The sequence below is a fragment of the Aeromicrobium camelliae genome (genome assembly GCF_003850045.1).
Lineage (GTDB): Bacteria > Actinomycetota > Actinomycetes > Propionibacteriales > Nocardioidaceae > Aeromicrobium > Aeromicrobium camelliae.
The window spans coordinates 100,763-116,008 of record NZ_RQJX01000012.1; the positions used below are offsets into that span (position 1 = coordinate 100,763).

At 70.4% G+C, this 15,246-nt stretch carries 16 protein-coding genes; 13 read left to right on the forward strand and 3 right to left on the reverse strand.

Going from position 1 to position 15,246, the window contains the following annotated elements; genetic code table 11:
* Positions 1-73: 73 nt before the first annotated feature.
* Genes argJ through argH form a run of 6 tightly spaced genes read left to right on the forward strand, consistent with a single transcriptional unit; the run spans position 74 to position 6,278 of the window.
* A complete protein-coding gene (gene argJ / locus EHW97_RS10085; RefSeq protein ID WP_124237040.1) occupies positions 74-1,225 on the forward strand; it encodes a bifunctional glutamate N-acetyltransferase/amino-acid acetyltransferase ArgJ in 1,152 nt (383 codons plus the stop codon).
* Positions 1,222-2,202: an acetylglutamate kinase gene (gene argB / locus EHW97_RS10090; RefSeq protein ID WP_124237041.1), complete on the forward strand. Its 981-nt coding sequence runs from the start codon at positions 1,222-1,224 to the stop codon at positions 2,200-2,202. The genes argJ and argB overlap by 4 nt, the downstream gene beginning before the upstream one ends.
* Before the next feature lie 47 nt (positions 2,203-2,249).
* Positions 2,250-3,404, forward strand: a complete 1,155-nt coding sequence (locus EHW97_RS10095; protein WP_124237060.1) for an acetylornithine transaminase — start codon at positions 2,250-2,252, stop codon at positions 3,402-3,404.
* Positions 3,401-4,342, forward strand: coding sequence for an ornithine carbamoyltransferase (gene argF / locus EHW97_RS10100; RefSeq protein ID WP_124237042.1), 942 nt, complete (start codon positions 3,401-3,403; stop codon positions 4,340-4,342). Before EHW97_RS10095 ends, argF begins: the two co-directional genes overlap by 4 nt.
* Position 4,343: 1 nt before the next feature.
* Entirely contained in the window at positions 4,344-4,847 is a 504-nt protein-coding gene (locus EHW97_RS10105; RefSeq protein ID WP_124237043.1) for an arginine repressor, read from the forward strand.
* 30 nt (positions 4,848-4,877) lie between these two features.
* Positions 4,878-6,278, forward strand: a complete 1,401-nt coding sequence (gene argH / locus EHW97_RS10110) for an argininosuccinate lyase (RefSeq protein WP_124237044.1) — start codon at positions 4,878-4,880, stop codon at positions 6,276-6,278.
* Between the two features lie 7 nt (positions 6,279-6,285).
* Here the strand turns inward: argH and EHW97_RS10115 are convergent, their stop codons facing one another.
* Positions 6,286-6,957, reverse strand: a complete 672-nt coding sequence (locus tag EHW97_RS10115) for a response regulator (protein ID WP_208001983.1) — start codon at positions 6,955-6,957, stop codon at positions 6,286-6,288.
* Entirely contained in the window at positions 6,954-8,549 is a 1,596-nt protein-coding gene (locus EHW97_RS10120; protein WP_208001984.1) for a sensor histidine kinase, read from the reverse strand. Before EHW97_RS10120 ends, EHW97_RS10115 begins: the two co-directional genes overlap by 4 nt.
* Positions 8,550-8,623: 74 nt before the next feature.
* On the opposite strand from EHW97_RS10120, the gene EHW97_RS10125 reads away from it, so the two are divergent.
* Genes EHW97_RS10125 through EHW97_RS10145 form a run of 5 tightly spaced genes read left to right on the forward strand, consistent with a single transcriptional unit; the run spans position 8,624 to position 12,629 of the window.
* Positions 8,624-9,622, forward strand: coding sequence for a Bug family tripartite tricarboxylate transporter substrate binding protein (locus tag EHW97_RS10125; RefSeq protein ID WP_208001985.1), 999 nt, complete (start codon positions 8,624-8,626; stop codon positions 9,620-9,622).
* Positions 9,619-10,137, forward strand: a complete 519-nt coding sequence (locus tag EHW97_RS10130) for a tripartite tricarboxylate transporter TctB family protein (RefSeq protein ID WP_124237046.1) — start codon at positions 9,619-9,621, stop codon at positions 10,135-10,137. The genes EHW97_RS10125 and EHW97_RS10130 overlap by 4 nt, the downstream gene beginning before the upstream one ends.
* On the forward strand, positions 10,137-11,645 hold the full coding sequence (locus EHW97_RS10135; RefSeq protein WP_124237047.1) for a tripartite tricarboxylate transporter permease: 1,509 nt from the start codon (positions 10,137-10,139) through the stop codon (positions 11,643-11,645). Before EHW97_RS10130 ends, EHW97_RS10135 begins: the two co-directional genes overlap by 1 nt.
* The gene (locus tag EHW97_RS15760; protein WP_124237048.1) at positions 11,642-12,028 is read left to right on the forward strand and encodes a universal stress protein; all 387 of its coding nucleotides are present in this window, start codon (positions 11,642-11,644) and stop codon (positions 12,026-12,028) included. The genes EHW97_RS10135 and EHW97_RS15760 overlap by 4 nt, the downstream gene beginning before the upstream one ends.
* A 25-nt stretch (positions 12,029-12,053) precedes the next feature.
* Positions 12,054-12,629, forward strand: coding sequence for a DNA-3-methyladenine glycosylase (locus EHW97_RS10145; RefSeq protein WP_124237049.1), 576 nt, complete (start codon positions 12,054-12,056; stop codon positions 12,627-12,629).
* A 67-nt stretch (positions 12,630-12,696) separates the two neighbouring features.
* Here EHW97_RS10145 and EHW97_RS10150 read toward each other — a convergent pair whose 3' ends face one another.
* The gene (locus EHW97_RS10150; protein ID WP_124237050.1) at positions 12,697-13,347 is read right to left on the reverse strand and encodes a DsbA family oxidoreductase; all 651 of its coding nucleotides are present in this window, start codon (positions 13,345-13,347) and stop codon (positions 12,697-12,699) included.
* 62 nt (positions 13,348-13,409) lie between these two features.
* On the opposite strand from EHW97_RS10150, the gene EHW97_RS10155 reads away from it, so the two are divergent.
* Positions 13,410-13,790, forward strand: coding sequence for a universal stress protein (locus EHW97_RS10155; RefSeq protein WP_124237051.1), 381 nt, complete (start codon positions 13,410-13,412; stop codon positions 13,788-13,790).
* Between the two features lie 32 nt (positions 13,791-13,822).
* Positions 13,823-15,085 carry a tyrosine--tRNA ligase gene (tyrS, locus tag EHW97_RS10160; protein ID WP_378079942.1) on the forward strand — a complete coding sequence of 421 codons (1,263 nt, stop codon included), beginning with the start codon at positions 13,823-13,825 and terminating at the stop codon, positions 15,083-15,085.
* Positions 15,086-15,246: the final 161 nt, after the last annotated feature.

Sequence of the window (15,246 nt, forward strand, 5' to 3'; positions counted from 1 at the left end):
CCCAGATCGTCAACCGACCCGGGGCTCGGTCGACGGATGGAGCGCAAATCTGGGGTCAGCGGGAGGTGGCGGCATGAGTGTCACCGCTGCTCAGGGATTTCGCGCCGCCGGTGTCACCGCCGGGCTCAAAGACAGCGGCAAGCCCGACGTCGCCCTCGTGGTCAACGACGGTCCGTCGAGTGCTGCCGCGGCCGTCTTCACGTCCAACCGCTGCCAGGCCAATCCCGTCATCTGGAGCCGCGAGACGATCAAGGGCGGCACGGCGCGCGCCGTCGTCCTGAACTCCGGCGGCGCCAACTGCTACACGGGCGCCGAGGGGTTCGCCACCACGCACCGCACCGCTGAGGTGGCCGCCGAGCGGCTGGGCATCGGCGCCGTCGACGTGCAGGTGTGCAGCACAGGCCTCATCGGTCGGCTGCTGGACGAGGACAAGCTGCTCCCCGGTGTCGAGGCGGCCGTGGCCGCGCTGTCGGCCGAGGGCGGGACCGACGCCGCGACGGCGATCATGACCACCGACACGGTCAGCAAGCAGGCCGCGCGTTCGGTCGGCGGCTGGACCGTCGGCGGGATGGCGAAGGGAGCGGGCATGCTCGCGCCGGCCCTCGCCACGATGCTCGTCGTCATCACGACCGATGCCGACCTCTCGTCAGCAGACCTCGATGCCGCGCTGCGCCGCGCCACGGCTCGCACGTTCGACCGGCTCGACTCCGACGGCTGTCAGTCCACCAACGACACCGTGCTGCTCATGGCCTCCGGTGCCTCGGGGGCCAGCCCCGATGTGGAGGAGTTCACCACGGCGCTCACCGAGGTCTGCCAGGACCTCGCACTGCAGCTGCTGGCCGACGCCGAAGGCGCGGACCACGAGATCGCGATCGAGACGATCAACGCGGCGAGCGAGGCCGACGCGCTGTCGGTGGGACGTGAGGTCGCGCGCAGCAACCTCTTCAAGACCGCGATCTTCGGCAAGGACCCGAACTGGGGGCGCATCCTCGCCTCGGTCGGCACCTCGGACGCGGTCTTCGACCCGGCCGACCTCGACGTCGCGATCAACGGCGTCTGGGTGTGCCGCGACAGCGGGGTGGGGGAGTCGATCGACCTCGTCGACCTGACGCCGCGCCACGTCACCGTCACGATCGACCTCAAGTCCGGCGACGCGGCGGCGACCGTCTGGACCAACGACCTCACGCACGCCTACGTTCACGAGAATTCGGCCTACTCGACATGACAGACCACATCGACGCAAGCGACCCCGACGAGATCTGGGACGAGACTTCCTGGCGCGAGGCCACGGACAAGGCGGCGACGCTCGCCGGCGCCCTGCCGTGGCTGAAGAAGTATCACGGCAAGATCATCGTCGTGAAGTACGGCGGCAACGCCATGACCGACGACAAGCTCAAGCAGGCGTTCGCCGAGGACATCGTGTTCCTGCGGCTCGCGGGCTTCAAGCCGGTCGTCGTCCACGGCGGCGGGCCGCAGATCAACGCGATGCTCGACCGGCTCGGCATCGAGTCGGAGTTCCGCGGCGGGCTGCGCGTCACCACGCCCGAGGCGATGGATGTCGTCCGCATGGTCCTGACCGGCCAGGTCGGACGCGAGCTCGTCGGCCTGCTCAACCAGCACGGTGATCTCGCGGTCGGTATGTCGGGCGAGGACGGCGGGCTGTTCACCGCGACCCGGACGATGCCGCTGGTCGACGGCGAGCCCGTCGACGTCGGCCTCGTCGGCGAGGTGACCGGTGTCCGGCCCGAGCCGGTGCTCGATCTGATCGACGCCGGACGCATCCCCGTGGTCTCCACCGTCGCGCCCGACGCCGACGGCCAGGTCCACAACGTCAACGCCGACACGGCAGCGTCCGCGCTCGCCGTGGCGCTCAAGGCCGAGAAGCTGCTGGTGCTCACCGACGTCGAGGGCCTGTACGCGGACTGGCCCAACAGCCGCGACGTCATCGGCGAGATCAGCCCCGAAGCGCTGGAAGAACTGCTCCCGACCCTCGCGAGCGGCATGATCCCCAAGATGAGCGCGTGCCTCGACGCCCTGCGCGGCGGAGTGCAGCGCGCCACGGTGATCGACGGTCGCGAGCCGCACGCGGTCCTCCTGGAGCTCTTCACCGACGAAGGTGTCGGCACCCAGGTCCTGCCCGGCGTCGAAACCCGTATCCGCACTGCCCTGTACTCCACCAGCAGCTCGAAGGAGAAGTCGTGAACGTCCCGATCCACGGCCGTGAACCACGCCCCGGCGGACCTGAGTGGATGGACCGTTACCGCGGTTCGCTGATGAACACGTTCGGCGACCCGCAGCGCGTCCTCGTGCACGGTGAAGGCGCACTCGTGTGGGACGCCGACGGCAACCGCTACATCGACCTGCTGGCCGGCATCGCGGTGAACGCCCTCGGACACGCGCACCCGGCGCTGCTCAAGGCCGTCACCGAGCAGCTCGGCACCCTGGGCCACATCAGCAACTTCTTCACGTCGATCCCGCAGGTCGAACTCGCCGAGCGTCTGCTCGGGCTGCTGGACGCGCCCGGACGGGTGTTCTTCGCCAACTCGGGTACCGAAGCCAACGAAGCGGCACTCAAGGCGACCCGCCGGACCGGCCGCACGCGGCTCGTCGTGGCGGAGGGCAGCTTCCACGGGCGGACGATGGGCGCCTTGGCGCTGACCTCCAAGGAGGCGTACCGGACGCCGTTCGAGCCGCTTCCCGGCGATGTGACGTGGGTGCCGTACGGCGACGAGGCCGCGCTGGCGGCCGCCGTGGACGACAGCGTGGCCGCCGTCGTGCTCGAACCCATCCAGGGTGAGGCCGGCGTCGTCGTGCCGCCCGCGGGCTACCTCGCCGCCGCCCGGGACATCACCTCGCGGCACGGCGCCTTGCTCTGGATCGACGAGGTTCAGACCGGCATGGGGCGTACCGGCGACTGGTTCGCGCACAGCGCCTCGGGGATCACGCCCGACCTCGTGACCCTTGCCAAGGGGCTCGGCGGCGGCATGCCGATCGGTGCGTGCATCGGCCTCGGCGACGCCGGCGTGCTGCTCGGCCCCGGCAACCACGGCACGACCTTCGGCGGCAACCCCGTCGCCACCCGCGCGGCCCTCACCGTGATCGAGACGATCGAGAACGAGGGGCTCCTCGCGGCGGTGAACGACCTGGAGCAGATGTTCCGCACCGGGCTCAGCGACGCCCCCGGGGTCGTCGAGATCACGGGGAGGGGACTGCTCCTCGGCGTCGTGCTCGACCAGCCGATCGCCCCGGCCGTCATGAACGCGGCGCTCGACGCCGGCGTCATCGTCAACGCGCCGACCGCCGACCGGCTGCGCCTCGCGCCCCCGTTCGTGCTCACGCCCGACCAGGCGCGTGACGCCATCGCGACCGTGCGCGCCGTCATCGAGGAGGTCCGGAACGCATGACCATTCGCCACTTCCTGCGCGACGACGACCTGTCACCGGCCGAGCAGGCCGAGGTGCTCCAGCTCGCCCTGAAGATGAAAGCCGCGCCGTACGCGCGTCGGCCGCTCGAGGGGCCGCAGACGGTCGCCGTGCTGTTCGACAAGTCGTCCACGCGCACGCGGGTGTCGTTCGCGGTCGGCATCGCCGACCTCGGCGGCCAGCCGCTGGTCCTCGACGCCACGACGACGCAGATCGGCCGCGGCGAGTCCGTCGCCGACACCGCGCGCGTCTTCGGTCGCATGGTGAGTGCCATCGTCTGGCGCACCTACGCCCAGTCCGGGCTCGAGGAGATGGCCGAGCACTCCGGCGTGCCCGTCATCAACGCGCTGAGCGACGACTTCCACCCGTGCCAGATCCTCGCCGACTGGCTGACCGTGCTGGAACACAAGGGCCGGCTCGAGGGGCTCACCGTGGCCTACGTCGGCGACGGCGCCAACAACATGGGGCACTCGTACCTGCTCGGCGGGGCCACCGCCGGCATGCACGTGCGGGTCGGCGCTCCGTTCGGCTACCAGCCGGATGTGGCGATCGTCGCCGACGCCGAACGCATCGCCCAGCAGACCGGCGGCTCGGTCCTGGTCACGGACGATCCGCAGGCGGCCGTGACAGGTGCGGACGTCGTCATCACCGACACGTGGGTCTCGATGGGCCAGGAGGACGAGAAGGCCGAACGCATCGCGATCTTCGGTGACTACGCGGTCACCCCGGAACGGCTCGCGCAGGCCGCGCCCGACGCGATCGTCCTGCACTGCCTCCCGGCCTACCGCGGTCTGGAGATCGCGGCCGAGGTCATCGACGGGCCGCAGAGCGTGGTGTGGGACGAGGCGGAGAACCGGCTGCACGTGCAGAAGGCGGTGCTCACCTGGCTGCTGGAGCGCTCCGGAGACCTGGAGCGCTGACATGACGCGCATCCCCGCCACCAAGGCCGCCCGTCAGCAGCTGATCGTCGACCTGCTGACGCGCCACAGCGTGCGGTCGCAGAGCGACCTTCTCGCGCTGCTGGCCGACCGGGGCGTGACGGCCACGGTGTCCACGCTGTCGCGTGACCTCGACGAGCTCGGCGCCGTCCGCGTCCGGCAGAGCGACGGCACGCTCGTGTACGCGGTTCCGGCCGAGGGTGGCGACCCGACGCCACGGGCGGGCGACGGCTCGGCGGCCGTCGCTCGCCTGCAGCGTCTGGTGCGCGAACTCATGGTCACTGCCGACGCCACCGCGAACCTCGTGGTCCTGCGGACCCCGCCGGGCGCGGCGCAGTTCCTGGCCTCGGCGATCGACCATGCGGGCTCGGTCGGCACCCTCGGTACGATCGCGGGCGACGACACCGTGCTGCTGATCTGCCGCGACCCCGACGGCGGCCCGGCCGTCGCCGAGTACTTCACCCAGCTCGCCGGCCAGTCCGCCTGACGGCCCAGCGAGATCGACGAGAGGAAAGTCGTGTCCGAAGAGACCCAGGAGTCCACGCGTCTGTGGGGCGGCCGGTTCGCCTCCGGCCCGTCGTCGGAGCTGACCGAGCTCTCACGCTCGACGCACTTCGACTGGCGGCTGGCGCCGTACGACCTCGCCGGGTCGCGGGCGCATGCCCGGGTGCTGCACCGTGCCGGCCTGCTGTCCGACGCCGATCTGGAGGCGATGCTCGCCGCGATCGACCAGCTCGCCGCCGACGTCCGCTCGGGGGAGTTCCTGCCCGAGCCGGACGACGAGGACGTGCACACCGCGCTCGAGCGCGGGCTCCTGGAACGAGCGGGAGCCGAGCTGGGCGGGCGCCTGCGGGCCGGGCGTTCGCGCAACGACCAGGTGGCCACCCTGTTCCGTGCCTACTTGCGCGACCACGGGCGGCAGATCGCGCAGCTCGTGCGCGAACTGGCTCTCGCGATCACCTCGCAGGCGGAGCACCACCTCGGCGTTCCGATGCCGGGCCGTACGCACCTGCAGCACGCTCAGCCGGTGCTCCTGTCCCATCATCTGCTCGCCCACGCGTGGCCGCTGGTGCGCGACCTGGACCGCCTCGAGCAGTGGGATGCCCGCGTCGCGGCCGAGTCGCCGTACGGCAGCGGCGCGCTGGCCGGATCGTCGCTGGGTCTCGATCCCGAGGCGATCGCCGCCGATCTCGGCTTCACCGGCTCGACCCCCAACTCGATCGACGGCACGGCGGCCCGCGACTTCGTCGCCGAGTTCGCGTTCGTGACGGCGCAGATCGGCATCGACGTCTCCCGGCTCGCCGAGGAGATCATCATCTGGAACACCAAGGAGTTCGGCTTCGTCACCTTGCACGACGGCTACTCCACGGGGTCGAGCATCATGCCGCAGAAGAAGAACCCGGACATCGCCGAGCTCGCCCGCGGCAAGTCCGGGCGACTCGTGGGCAACCTGGCCGGACTGCTCACGACGCTCAAGGCGCTGCCGCTGGCATACAACCGCGACCTGCAGGAGGACAAGGAGCCGGTCTTCGACTCGATCGACACGCTCGAGGTCCTGCTGCCCGCGTTCACCGGCATGGTCGCGACGCTCACCTTCGATACCGCGCGGCTGGCGGAGCTCGCTCCGCAGGGATTCGCCCTCGCGACGGACATCGCCGAGTGGCTCGTCCGCCAGGGGGTGCCGTTCCGTGAGGCCCACGAGATCTCCGGCGCGTGCGTGCAAGTGTGCGAGCAGCGTGGCATCGAGCTGTGGGACCTCACCGACGAGGATTTCGCGCAGATCTCGCCGCACCTGTCGCCGGCGGTCCGAGAGGTGCTCTCGGTCGAAGGTTCTCTCGCCTCGCGAGACGCCCGCGGCGGCACGGCGCCGGCGCGGGTCCACGACCAGCTCAAGGAGATCCGCGCCCGCCTGCACTGACGGACGCTCAGTGGCGGCTGCGGTACCGGCGTTCGGGACGACCCGCGGCGCCGTACTGCAGTCGCACGTCCGCCTCTCCGGAGGCGGCGAGGTGCTCGAGATAGCGGCGTGCGCTCACACGCGAGATACCGACGCGCTCGCCCGCCTCGCTCGCCGACAGTTCACCGTTCGCCCGCAGCGCCTCGCGGACGAGCCGGGCGGTCTCGGCGCTCAGTCCCTTGGGCAGGGGAGCGGCCGCTGCGCTCGGAGCGGCCCCCGCGAAGAGCCGGTCGATCTGCTCCTGGTCCGTCTCGCCCTCGTGCAGCGTCGCCAGGCTCGCCGCGACCGAGCGCAGCCGCGAAGCCAGGTCGTCGTAGTCGAACGGCTTGACGATGTACTGCATCGCGCCGCCGAGGAGCGCGGCACGCACGGTCTCGGCTCCGCGTTCGGCCGTGACCATCACGACGCCCACATCGTGACCACCCGCGCGCAACCGGCGGAGCACCTCGAGCCCGTCGATGTCGGGGAGGTGCACGTCGAGCAGGACCAGGTCCGGCGACGACTGCTCGGCGGCTGCCAGGGCTTCTGCCCCCGTGCGTGCGGTCGCGACCGTGGTGAAGCCTTCCGTCCGGTCGACGAATCGCTGGTGGATGGACGCCACCATGAAGTCGTCGTCGACCACCAGGACGCGCAGCGTCATCGCCTGCCTCCCTTCGGGAGCTCGACATCGAACACCGCACCGTCATCGTTCGTGACCCTCACCTCGCCGCCGCGCTGCCGGCAGATCACGCGCACGAGCGGCAGGCCGATGCCGCGGCCGCCGAACGTCTGCTCCTTGGTCGAGAAGCCCCGAACGAAGACCGTGTCGAGCAACTCGGGGGCGATGCCCGGACCGTTGTCTCGCACCCGCAGGTGGATGCCTCCATTCCGCTCCTGCACGGCGACGTCGACCCGGGGATCGGTCACCGCGCTGCAGGCGTCGACCGCGTTGTCGACGAGGTTGCCGAGGACCGTGATGAGATCCGCCGAGAGGTCGTCGGGCAGGGGTTCCAACCGCGAGTCCGGTGTCAGCGTGAGCCGAACGCCGCGTTCGAGCGCGACGCTGGACTTGGCCACGAGCAGGGCGGCGAGCGCGCGGTCGCCGATGCGCTCGGTGATCGTGGCGTCGAGGTCCGCGCGGCGCCGCGCCACGGTGCCGACCACCTGCGTCACCTCGCCGTACGCGCCGAGCTGCAGCAGCCCGGAGATGGTGTGCAGTTGATTGGTGAACTCGTGGGTCTGCGCCCGCAGCGTGTCCGTGATCGAGAGATTCGAACTCAGCTGATGCTGGATCTCCACGAGTTCCGTGCGGTCGCGCATGGTCGTCACGCTACCGACCCCGCGCCCGCGGCTCCGCGCCGTTCGCCGGTTGACGACGAGCACGCGCGACCCGACGACGGCGAGCGCGTCCTGGACGTCACCGCGGCCGGCGAGGAGGGAGACGACGGCAGGGTCCAGCCCGAGGTCGTCCACCCGCCGGCCGACCGCCGTGGCGGGCAGATCGAGCAGTTCGCGCGCGCCGTCGTTGAGGATGCTGATCCGACCGCGGGTGTCCACCCCGACGACGCCTTCGCGGATGCTGTGCAGGAGCGCTTCGCGGTGATCGGCGAGCGTCGCGATCTGAGCGGCGTCGAGCCCCCGGGTCCGCCGCTTCAACGCGCGGGCCACGAGCCACGTTCCGCTGACGCCCAGTCCCGCTCCCAAGCCGAGAAACACCGCGAGGTCGGTGCCCGAGTCGGTCAGCAGCTGCCACGTGCTCGGGTAGCGCTGTTCGGCGAGCACGAGGCCGAGCAACTGGCCGTCGTCGTCGAGCACAGGTGCGTGCGCGGAGATGACGCGGCCGTCGGGTCGTGACACCGTGCCGCTCCAACCTCGTCCGCCGAGCGCGTCGCTCTCGCCCAGCCGGGCGGGACGGCCGACCCGGGTGACGTCCGAGGAGCTCACGACGACGCCCTCGGCGTCGGTCACGGTGACGTCCGTGGCGCCGGAGAGCGATACCGCCCGTTCGATCGGCGGTGCCAGCCGTTGCGCCGCGTGCGGGTCGTCGGTGAACTCCCGCACCACGGAATCGTTGGCCAGGTACTCCGCCACGCCACGCATGCGGCTTCCCTGCTCGTCGACGAAGGAGTCCGTCGACTGATGCAGCGACAGGAGCGCGATGATCGCCAGGACCACGAATACGACCGCAAGCTGCAGCGCGAGGACCTGCCCGGCGAGCGTCAGACGGCGCGGCGACGTGACCACAATGACCACAACCTCCTTTGCGATCGCAATCGTGACGTGCACCACAGCCCGGGCCATGATGCTCTGCAGATCAGGAGGCTTTCATGACAGGCAACACCGGGATCGGCCGGGTCGGGCGCATGCTCGTCCTCGCGCTCGTGACCGTCCTCGTCGCGAGCGGGTGCGGCGTCACCCGCGACGGCGGCGACGACCCCACCAACCGACGACTGCGGATGATGATCCCCAACAGTCCCGGCGGCGGCTACGACCTGACCGGACGTTCGGCGACGCGGGCGATGGAGGAGAACGACCTCACCGGCCGGTTCGAGATCACCAACGTGATCGGCGCCGGCGGCACGGTCGCCATGCAGCGGCTCCTCAACGAGGAGGGCGCCGACGACCTCATGATGACGATGGGGCTCGGCGTCGTCGGATCGACGTACACCAACGGCGCCGCCGCGACCGTGAGCGAGGCGACGCCGATCGCCCAGCTCGTCGAGGAGTACGAGGGCATCCTCGTGCCCGGCGACTCGCCCTACCGCACCGTCGGCGACCTCGTGGAGGCGTGGAAGGCCGACCCCGGCGGCGTGACCATCGGCGGCGGTTCCTCGCCCGGCGGCCCCGACCACCTGTTCCCGATGCAGCTCGCGCAGACCGTCGGCATCGCACCCCGGGACGTCAACTACATCACCTACGACGGCGGCGGTCCGCTCACCACGGCGCTGCTCGGCGGCAAGATCGATGCCGGCATGTCGGGACTGGGAGAGTTCGAAGGTCAGATCGCCGACGGGTCGCTCCGCGTCCTCGCCGTGTCCGGCCCCGAGCGGCTCGACACGGTGGACGCCCCCACCCTCACCGAGTCCGGCATCGACATGACCTTCACCAACTGGCGCGGCGTGCTGGCGCCTCCGGGCATCAGCGAGGAGACCCGCGAGGACTTCATCGATCTGCTCGCCCGCATGCGCGAGACGCCCGAATGGGAGGACGCGCTGGAACGCAACGGATGGACCGACGCGTTCCTCCCCGGCGACGAGTTCGGGGAGTTCCTCGTCGAACAGGACACCCGCGTCGCGACCACCCTCAAGGAGTTGGGACTCGTATGACCACCACGAACGACACCCCGACGCAGGCCCGCCCGCAGGTCGACCGGGCCCAGTACGGTCTGTCCGGTTTCCTCGCTGTGGTCGGCGCGTACGTCGTCATCGAGGCGGTCGGCCTCGCGCCCGGCTTCGCCGATCAGTCGGTGCAGCCCGACGCGTTCCCGTACGTCGTGGGTACCGCGCTGCTCGTGCTCTCCGTGCTCCTCGCCGTCGCGACGGCGCGCGGCGATGTGGCCGAGGCGGAGGGCGGTGAGGACGTCGACCTCGGTCAAGGCAGCGACTGGATCACGGTCGCGAAGCTGACCGGCGTCTTCCTCGTCGCCGTCGTGACGATCGCGTGGCTCGGCTGGGCCATCGTCGGCGCCTTCCTCTTCGCCGCCAGCGCCCGCATCCTCGGCAGTCGCCGGCTCGTGCTGGACGTCATCGTGGGCATCGCGCTGGCCCTGCTCACCTGGTACGGCTTCTATGTCGGGCTCGGCATCCCGATCCCGGCCGGCATCCTGGACGGAGTGCTCTGATGGAGATGCTGCTGGAGGGCTTCGGCACCGCGCTGACGCCCACGAACCTGCTCTATGCCGTCCTCGGCGTCCTGCTCGGTACGGCGGTGGGCGTCCTTCCGGGCATCGGGCCGGCGATGACCGTCGCGCTGCTGCTCCCAGTCACCTACAACGTGTCGCCGAGCAGCGCCCTCATTCTGTTCGCCGGCATCTACTACGGCGGCATGTACGGCGGTTCGACCACCTCGATCCTGCTCAACACGCCGGGGGAGTCGTCCTCGGTCATCACCGCCCTCGAAGGCAACAAGATGGCCAAGGCCGGGCGGGCGGCGCAGGCGCTCGCGACCGCGGCGATCGGCTCGTTCGTCGCCGGCACGATCGGCACGGTGCTGCTCGTGGTGCTCGCGCCGCGCGTGGCCGACGTCGTGGTGACGCTCGGCGCTCCCTCGTACTTCGCGCTCATGGCGCTCGCGCTGTTCGCGGTGACGGCGGTCCTCGGCGCTTCCAAGCTGCGCGGCTTCATCTCGCTGTTCCTCGGGCTCGCGATCGCGCTCGTCGGCACGACGACCGGCCAGCCGCGGCTCACGTTCGGACGCCCTGAACTGGCGGACGGGATCGACGTGGTCGTCGTGGCCGTCGCGATCTTCGCGATCGGCGAGGCCCTCTGGGTCGCGGCGCATCTGCGGCGTCGGCCGCTCGAGGTCATCCCGGTCGGGCAGCCGTGGATGAACCGCGAGGACTGGTCGCGCTCGTGGAAGCCGTGGCTGCGGGGCACGGCGTACGGCTTCCCGTTCGGCGCGCTGCCCGCCGGTGGCGCCGAGACGCCGACGTTGCTGTCGTACATCACCGAGAAGAAGCTGTCCAAGCGGCCCGAGGAGTTCGGCAAGGGCGCGATCGAGGGCGTCGCCGGTCCGGAGGCGGCCAACAACGCGTCGGCGGCGGGCACGCTCATGTCGCTGCTCGCGATCGGCCTGCCCACGACGGCGACGGCGACGATCATCCTGCTGGCGATGCAGAGCTACGGCATCCAACCCGGCCCGCAGCTGTTCGACGCCGAGCCCGAACTTGTGTGGGGACTGCTCGCGAGCCTCTTCGTGGCGAACACCCTGCTGCTCGTGGTGAACCTGCCGCTCGCACCGGTGTGGGCGCGGCTCCTGCAGATCCCGCGGCCCTACCTCTACGCCGGCATCCTGTTCTTCGCTTCGCTCGGCGCGTACAGCGTGAACTTCGACGCCTTCGACCTGGGCCTGCTGCTCGTGTTCGGCCTGCTGGGGCTCACCATGCGGCGATTCGGTCTGCCGGTGCTGCCGCTCATCATCGGCGTCATCCTCGGACCCCGGCTCGAGACCACGTTGGCCGAGGCGCTGGCGATCTCGCAAGGAGATCTCTCGACCCTCGTCGGCGAGCCCGTCGCGGTCGTGGTCTACATCGTCATGGCGCTGCTGCTCGTGGGCAGCATCGTCGGGCCGCGGCTGCGCCGGACGGCGCCCGCGCACGAGGACGAGGAAGAGAAGGTGGATGTGCGATGACGATCGTGGTGGCTTACAGCCCGGACGAGTACGGCCGAGCGGCACTGCGCGCCGGTGCCGACGAGGCGCGCGTGCGCGACGAGGATCTCGTGCTGCTCAACGCGACACGAGGAGACGCCCTGGTCGACCCCCGGTTCGCCAGCGACGAGCACATCGTGGAGGTCCAGGACGCCCTGCAGGAGCAGGGACTGACCGCGCATGTCCGGCACGAGGTCGTGCCCGACATCGCAGCGGCGCTGGTCGACGTGGCACGCGAGGTCGGCGCGAGCCGCGTCGTGGTCGGGGTGCGCCATCGTTCACCGGTCGGCAAGGCCCTGCTGGGCAGCGTCGCGCAGCGCGTCATCCTCGACGCCCCGTGCGCCGTGCTCGCCGTCAAACCCTGATGGCGGTGACCGGTACGGTGGCACCGTGTCGGTCCTGGAACGCGCGAGGAGTCTGCTCGGACGTGAACTGACGGCGCACGGGGTGACCGTGCGGATCACGGAAGTGGAGGCCTACGGCGGGGTCACCGATCCCGCCTCCCACGCCTACACCCGCACTCCGCGCTCGGAGATCATGTACGGACCGTCGTGGCGGCTGTACGTGTATCGCATCCACGGTCACCACTGCGCGAACATCGTCACGGGACCCAGCGAGCAGGCTGCCGCGGTGCTCCTGAGGGCCGGGGAAGTCGTCGACGGCCACGAGCTTGCGTACGAGCGTCGCGGGGAGGTCCGTCCCGACGCTCTCGGCCGCGGTCCGGGCAACCTCGCGCGGGTCCTCGGCATCACGACGGCCGACCTCGGCACCGACGTGCGCGTGGGCCCGGCCGTCGTGCTGGGACCCGAGCCCGCCGCTCCACCGCCGGTGAGCGCCGGGCCCCGGGTGGGCGTGCGACGCGCGGCCGACCGTCCCTGGCGCCTGTGGGTCACGGGCGACCCTACGGTGTCGGCCTACCGGCGTCACCCCAGGGCGGAGTCGTCCTCGGAGGTCTCCGCCGTCTGATCGGGCAGCGCGCAGACGCCGTCGGCGCACATGCCCGCGTCGTCACCCACCAGTTCCAAGGGGCCGGTCATCGGACGGCTCCCTCGCTCGCGGCACGCTCGAGCACCTGGGTGAAGATCTGAGGGTCCTGCGCCCCCGACACGCCCCACTTGCCGTCGACGACGAAGAACGGCACGCCGCTGATGCCGTACTCGCGGGCCTGAGCGATGTCCGCCTGCACCGCGTCGCGGTACCGGTCGGACTCGAGCGCGCCGCGCAGATCCTCGGGATCGAGGCCGACCTCGGAGCCGAGCTCGACGAGGTCGTCGATGCGCCCCACGTGGCGACCCTGCTCGAAGTAGGCCGACAGCAGGCGCTCCTTGAGCTCGCGCTGCAGCCCGTGATCCTTCGCGTAGTGCAACGCCTGGTGCGCGAGCAGCGTGTTCGTGTGCTGGAGCGCATCGAAGTCGTACGCGAGGCCCTCGGTCGCAGCCAGCTGCGTCATCTGGTCGAGCATCTGCCGGACCTGAGGCTCGGGCATGCCCTTGTGGGTGGCGAGGAAATCGACCTCCGAACCGGAGAAGTCCACCGGGGTGTCGGGAGCCAGCTCGAAGCTGTGGAACTCGACCTCGACGTCGCCGTCGAAGTCCGCCACCGCCTTCTCGAACCGCCGCTTGCCGATGAAGCACCACGGGCACGCGATGTCGGACCAGATGTCGACCTTGATGGGAGTACTCACGCTCGTGCGAACGCGACGGGCCTCACCCCTATTCCATCGCCGGGTCCCGGTAACCTCGAAGCATGACGATCGCTGTGGCCTACCGTCCGGACGACTACGGCAAGGGCGCCCTGCGCTGGGCGGCCGCGGAGGCGCAGGCCACGGGGCAGAAGCTCGTCATCATCACGGTCGACGAGATCGACCCGGAGTTCGAGGAACCCCACGAGATCGACCTCTCGGAGTTCACGGAGCGCTTCGACCTCGAGGACCTGCCGTACGAGGTGCGCCGCGCCGCCTCGCTCGACGTCGCCGACGTCGTCATCGAGGAGGCGACCAAGGCCGGGGCTGAGCGCCTCGTGATCGGGGTCCGCAAGCGCACGCCCGTCGGCAAGATGCTCATGGGCCGCGTGACGCAGATGATCCTGCTCGACGCTCCGATGCCGGTCATCGCCGTCAAACCCTGACGACTAGGCTCGGTCGCGGCGAAAGGAAAGGAATCCCCGTGACCCAGCATGTTCTCGACGACCTCGTCGCACGTGGTCTCATCGGACAGTCGACCGACCTCGACGCTCTGCGCGCCGACCTGTCGGAGGGCTCGCTGACGTATTACACGGGCTTCGACCCCACCGCGCCGAGCCTGCACATCGGCCACCTGCTGCAACTGCTGACGATGCGCCGGCTGCAGCTGGCCGGGCATCGGCCGCTGCTGCTCGTCGGTGGCGCGACCGGCCTGATCGGCGACCCGAAGCAGAGCGGCGAGCGGGCGATGAACACCAAGGACACCGTCGCCGGCTGGGTCGACTCGATCGCCGCCCAGGCCTCGCCGTTCCTCGACTTCGAGGGACCGAACGGCGCCCAGCTCGTCAACAACCTCGACTGGACGCGTGAGGTCAATGTCATCGACTTCCTGCGCGACATCGGCAAGCACTTCCCGGTCAACCGGATGCTGGCGCGCGACGTCGTGGCCAGCCGCCTCGAGTCCGGTATCAGCTACACGGAGTTCAGCTACGTCCTCCTGCAGTCGATGGACTACCTCGAGCTCTCGCGCCGGTACGACTGCCGGCTGCAGATGGGCGGGGGAGACCAGTGGGGCAACGTGTCCGCGGGCGTCGAACTCGTCCGGCGTGCCGACAGCCGACGCGTCAACGGTCTCGTGACGCCGCTGATCACCAAGGCCGACGGCACGAAGTTCGGTAAGACCGAGGGGGGAGCGGTCTGGCTCGATGCGACGCTCACGAGTCCGTACGCCTTCTACCAGTTCTGGATCCAGGCCGAGGACGCCAAGGTCGGCGAGTACCTGCGTCTCTTGACCTTCCTCGACGTCGAGGAGATCGCCGAGATCGAGAGAGAACACCAGACGAAGCCGGGGCTGCGCGCCGCCCAGCGCCGGCTCGCGCGCGAGGTGACCACGCTCGTGCACGGACAGGCCGAGGCGGAGGGCGCCGAACTCGCCTCGTCAGCGCTGTTCGGTCGCGGCGAACTGCGTGAGCTCCCGGAGTCGACGCTGGCGGCCGCATTGACCGAGGCCGGCGCGCGGGAGGTGCCGAAGGGCACCACCATCGTCGACGCTCTCGTGGCGTCCGGGCTGGTCGATTCCAAGTCCGCCGGACGGCGTGCGGTGTCCGAGGGCGGCGCCTACGTCAACAACGAGCGGGTCGAGGACCCCGAGCTGGCGCTCGACGCCGACACGGCCCTCTACGGACGGTGGGTGGTGCTCCGCAAGGGTAAGCGCTCCGTTTCCGGCGTCCAGCTGGTGTGAACGGTCGGAAAACGTTGAGTTTCCAGTATGTGACCGAGGACACCGCGACCCCGGTTTGACCGGCTGAGGACGGGGTCGCTAATGTAGTTCTTGTTGCTGAGGGCGACGGAGCGCAAGGCCGGAAGGCGGGGCGCTCGGCCTCAGGAGCCACCTCTACCGAA